Genomic DNA, 4837 nt, shown 5'->3' with positions numbered 1-4837 from the left:
GTTACATTTGAAAAACCAAACGGTTCGGCTGGCATTTGTCCGTTCATATCGAGTTTGTTATCGCCGTTTAAATCTTGGTATAAAACAATGGCATATTTGCCTTCCAACATTCCTTCAAACTTTAAAGTTATTTCACCTTCTTTGGTTACTTCGGCGGTGGCTGATTTTATTCCTCCACCTTGTGGGAAGCTATTTTCATCGTTCGAAATCGTAGCCAAGATTTTCCCTGTTCGTTGCTGAATACCTTTTACCGTAACTGTTACACTGTATTTGTTTTGAGCAAAAGTGATAGTTGAAGTAAATGCAAAAATTGCGATTAGGATGATTGTTTTTACAAGCGTTTTCATTTTGATTTCTATTTTGTGTTTAAAATATTTGTGCTTTTGAATGGTACAAATGTAGAGTAAATACTATTTTGAAAACAAATGAAAGGGCTAATTATCAAACCTTTGGGAAGTTTGACAAAACGAAGGGGAGAATGACAAAAATGTGGGATAATCGTAAAGCTTTCCTACGAGTTTATTTCAATCGTTCAACAATCTCTGAGTATTTGCGAGCAACTGGAACGAGCAATTCGGGGGCTTCGAGGTGAAGTTTATAGCCTTGTGCATTGCCCGTTACTTTCTCAACTTTATCGAGATTGACAATAAACGAGCGATGACAACGCACAATGTTTTCGGAAGGTATTTGGCTTTCGAGGCGAGTAAGGCTACTACGAAGAAGCTCTTTTTGGAGTTTCCCCTGCTTTTCGTAATATATAGTTGAATAATTATCAGACGATTCAATAAAATAAAGAGATTCGGCTCTTAACTCTATCGAATCTTTTTCGTTTTCGGCTATTAGTTTTAAAAGAGCGGAACTTTGTACCTTATTTTCGGAAACCTTTTCTGCTAAAGTAATTTCTGGCGTTTGATGATGAACAATGATTGGCTGATTGTATTTTTTGAGTTGAACGATGTAATTGAGCATTACGCCAAATGTTGCAGGAAAAATACCGATAATCATAACCGCCAAGAGCATCCAAAAGAAACTACTTATGCCATTTTCTAAGTTAAAAATAAGATTACTATACACTACATTGCCAGCCGCAATCATCAGAATGAGCATCATTATTGAAAGGATTTCTTTTCCGACATTCCAGGTGGCTTCACTATGGTATTTGGGGAATGTTTTGAAAACCACAAACCGAAGAATAATGCCACACAAAGTAGTAATTAGTCCATAACCAGCCAAATACAAATTTTTGTTGGGGTCATGCCATTCAGAAACGCCGAAAGGCTGAAAAAATATCAAAAAAAGTGCAATAAAAGTACCTTCACCGATACTTTGTATGAGTAAACGGATATTCGATTTTTCGCCAAAAGGATATGGTTGTTGTAGAATTCTCAGCACGATTTGAAGGACTTATAAGATTGTAAGATTGAGTAAACTCTTTTTCATTAAATACACAGAATAAGTGTCTTACAAAACAAATAACGAGTAAAAGATAACTAATTACCAATCAAAACGGACGCCAGTTTGCAATTTGGTTAATAAAACTCGGTACAACTTCTGGGTACATCGCAATCATCACAACTACGCCAAAAATCGCACCCCACCAGTGAGCCGAATGGTTAATGTAGCCATTGCCACGTCGCATTTCATAATAAGTAAATGCCAAATAAAGAATGGCAAAAATAAACGCAGGCATCGGAATAAAAAATACCGCCAGCTTCGCAGTAGGAATGAATAAAATCGCTCCAAAAATTACGGCAGAAACCGCTCCTGATGCACCGAGTGAATTATAATTTCCGTCTTTGCGGTGCTTGAAAAATGTCGATAAATCAGACACCACGATCGCTACTACATAGAAAATCACATAAGCTACCGAACCAAGACGAGGGTCGTTATCGAATTTTTGGATGAAAACCTGCTCAATAAAATCACCAAAACTATATAAGGTGAACATATTGAAAAACAAGTGCATAAAATCGGCATGAACAAAACCCGAAGTTACGAAACGGTGATATTCACGGTTGCGGTCAATAGCTTTGGGGTTCATCATCCAACTATAAAGCATCGTTGGGTTACTCAGTGCGTAAAGACTCACACCTACCGTGACGAGTATAATTAAAAAATTTGCGGTCAGTTGCTCCATTTTTTTTGTTTTTTACTGTCGACTGTGGACTATCGACCGTGGACTTTTTACGATTCTCGTTCTATTAATTGTTTGGTAAGCTCAATCAACGGCTGTTTTCTTTCTGCCGAAGCATTGAGTTTTTCTAAATCAGCCAAGCCTTTATCAAAAAACGCATTCATTTTTTGTTCGGCCAATTGTCTGATATTCAAGGAGTCATAAATAGCTCTTACTGCTTTTACTTTTTCGTCTTTATCAAATTCTTTGGCATCAATCCATGCTTGTAGCTCAGTTTCTTGGGCAGTACCTTTACCGATTTCGAGAGCTTTTAGCAAAAGCCACGTTTTTTTGTTTTCGATAATATCGCCACCTACTTGTTTGCCAAATTTTTCGGGGTCACCATAAACATCCAAAATATCATCTTTTAGCTGAAAGCCAATACCGATATTTGTTCCGAAATCATACAATAATTGTGTAGCTTCTTCGCCAGCTTCGGCAATCAAACCACCCAGTTCTAAGGCAAAACCCAGCAAAACTGATGTTTTTAGACGAATCATATTGATGTACTCGTCTTCTGTAACATCATTTCGGGTGGCAAAATTCATGTCCCACTGCTGGCCTTCACAAACTTCGGCTGCCGTACGGTTAAATCTTCTGATTACGTGCTTAAAAATATTATCATCAACGGCCGTCATCAACTCATACGCACATACGAGCATCACATCACCCGAAAGAATCGCCACATTTGAGTTCCATTTTTCATGCACCGTTGGCTTGCCCCTACGTAGTGGAGCAGCATCCATAATATCATCGTGCATGAGTGTGAAATTATGAAAAACCTCTACGCCAAGGGCTGGTTTTACAGCCTTTTGCCAGTCATCAACAAAAATATTAGTGGCCATCACGGTAAGTAATGGACGCATTTTTTTACCACCGAGCGACATCAAATATTCGATGGGTTCGTAGAGTTCAACGGGACTTTCGCCGTATTTTGTATGAGCAATTTCGGTTTGAATTGCTTTAAGGAATACTTCTAATGACATAAAATGTGGAGCGAACATCCTGTTCGCCGAAAATCAGATACACGGATTGAAAAACAAATAACGCCAAACTTAGCAAAACTACCAAGCAAATTATGTATTCAAGCATGGTATAAAATCGAAAGACTTTGAATATCAACTCATTAAAGTTGTATTTGGTTTTAGTTTATGATTTTTAATTTTCGCCCACTAAATCATTTTATTTGACCACCTATCAAAATTTCGTCTTGACTTTGTTGGTTCTTCTGCAAATTTGGTCATCAAACAAACCGTATATAATGCGAACTTTACTCACAATTTTACTACTAACAAGTTCATTTACAGGCTTTTCGCAGGCAGTTTCGGCCAAAATAGATTCAGTGCGAAAATTAGTTGAAGCAACTTTCAATGAAAAAAACGGTAAAGCACTTTACGCCCTAACTAACGAAAGCTTTCAAAAACAAGTTTCAGAAACTCAAATCGTCCAAGTATCTTCGATGATTTATAATCAACTCGGAAAATGGCAAACTTCGGAATTTCAGAAAACAACCAATGGTGTGGCACATTACAAAGCTATTTTTGAGAAAGGAAGTCAAAATTTCTTTATTGGACTTGATAAAAACGATAAAATCTCAACACTGCTCTTTCAGCCTTACAAAGGTGATGTACCGAAGAAGGATTATCAAGTGGCAAGTAACAATCCAATGAAAACGCCGCTCGATTTACGAGTTGATAGCTTGGTAAGGCCCTACATTCAGATGCAACACACGGCAGGCATTTGTGTGGCATTCATAAAAGATGGAAAAACTACTACTTACAGCTACGGTGAAATTAAAAAAGGTGAAAAACAATTACCCGATGCTGATAAAACCTTTTTTGAAATTGGCTCAATCACTAAAACTTTTACAGGCATTTTACTTGCCGATGAAGTGGTAGGAGGCAAAATGTCGCTCGACGACCCCATCAATAAATACCTGCCTGATTCGATTGGAAAAATGGAATTTAAAGATGTGCCAATCACGCTCAAAACTTTATCGAATCATTCATCGGGATTTCCTCGTTTACCGATGAATCTTTACAAAAAAGGCGATGATGCCAATAATCCGTATCAGAATTATGATGCTGGACGAATGTATAGCTATCTGAAAACTTTTAAGCCTTACCGTGAAGTGGGTGTAAACTATGATTATTCAAATTTTGCGGTGGGTTTGCTCGGAACAATTGTAGCTCAACAAAATCAGGTTTCTTACGAAGAATTATTATTGCAAAAAATCTGTAAACCGTTGAAACTGAAAAATACAAAAATCAGCTTAGATGCTACTGACAAAAATAATTTTGCACAAGGCTACGACGAAAAAGGCAAAGCCGCCACAGCATGGGATTTGAATATGTTGGCTGGTGCGGGTGGCATTCGCTCCACAACAAACGACATGGCAAAATATGTAGAGGCAAACATGACCAAAGCCCCCAAACAATTACAAGAAGCCATTGATTTAAGCCAAAAAGTAACTTTTGAAAGTGGGCAGAATATCGTGGGCTTAGGTTGGCACATCACCAAACGAAAAGGAAATACAATTTATCAACACTCAGGCGGTACGGGAGGATTCAGAACTTTCGTAGGTTTCGATAAAGAACGCCAAATTGGAGTAGTTGTACTTTCAAACTCAGCAGAGGAAGTGGCTATGATTGGAATGGGGTTGTT

General features: G+C 37.9%; 5 protein-coding genes. 1 reads left to right on the top strand and 4 read right to left on the bottom strand.

Annotation, left to right across the window (positions count from 1 at the left end; genetic code table 11):
• The 4 genes from ACOVO2_RS24335 to ACOVO2_RS24320 form a co-directional block, all read right to left on the bottom strand.
• Positions 1–347, bottom strand: a 347-nt coding sequence (locus tag ACOVO2_RS24335) for a DUF2141 domain-containing protein (RefSeq protein WP_421772468.1), incomplete at its 3' end; no start/stop codon positions are given.
• A 172-nt stretch (positions 348–519) separates the two neighbouring features.
• Positions 520–1392 carry a LytR/AlgR family response regulator transcription factor gene (locus ACOVO2_RS24330; protein ID WP_421772467.1) on the bottom strand — a complete coding sequence of 291 codons (873 nt, stop codon included), beginning with the start codon at positions 1390–1392 and terminating at the stop codon, positions 520–522.
• Between the two features lie 109 nt (positions 1393–1501).
• Positions 1502–2137: a rhomboid family intramembrane serine protease gene (locus ACOVO2_RS24325; protein ID WP_421772466.1), complete on the bottom strand. Its 636-nt coding sequence runs from the start codon at positions 2135–2137 to the stop codon at positions 1502–1504.
• A 47-nt stretch (positions 2138–2184) separates the two neighbouring features.
• Complete coding sequence (locus ACOVO2_RS24320) at positions 2185–3159, bottom strand: polyprenyl synthetase family protein (RefSeq protein WP_421772465.1); 975 nt, start codon at positions 3157–3159, stop codon at positions 2185–2187.
• 275 nt (positions 3160–3434) lie between these two features.
• Between ACOVO2_RS24320 and ACOVO2_RS24315 the strand changes: the two genes are divergently transcribed.
• Positions 3435–4837, top strand: a 1403-nt coding sequence (locus tag ACOVO2_RS24315; RefSeq protein ID WP_421772464.1) for a serine hydrolase, incomplete at its 3' end; no start/stop codon positions are given.

The organism is Emticicia sp. (genome assembly GCF_049241225.1).
Lineage (GTDB): Bacteria > Bacteroidota > Bacteroidia > Cytophagales > Spirosomataceae > Emticicia.
Note: the sequence above shows the minus strand (reverse complement) of the source record. Positions and strands in the feature narration are given on the sequence as shown.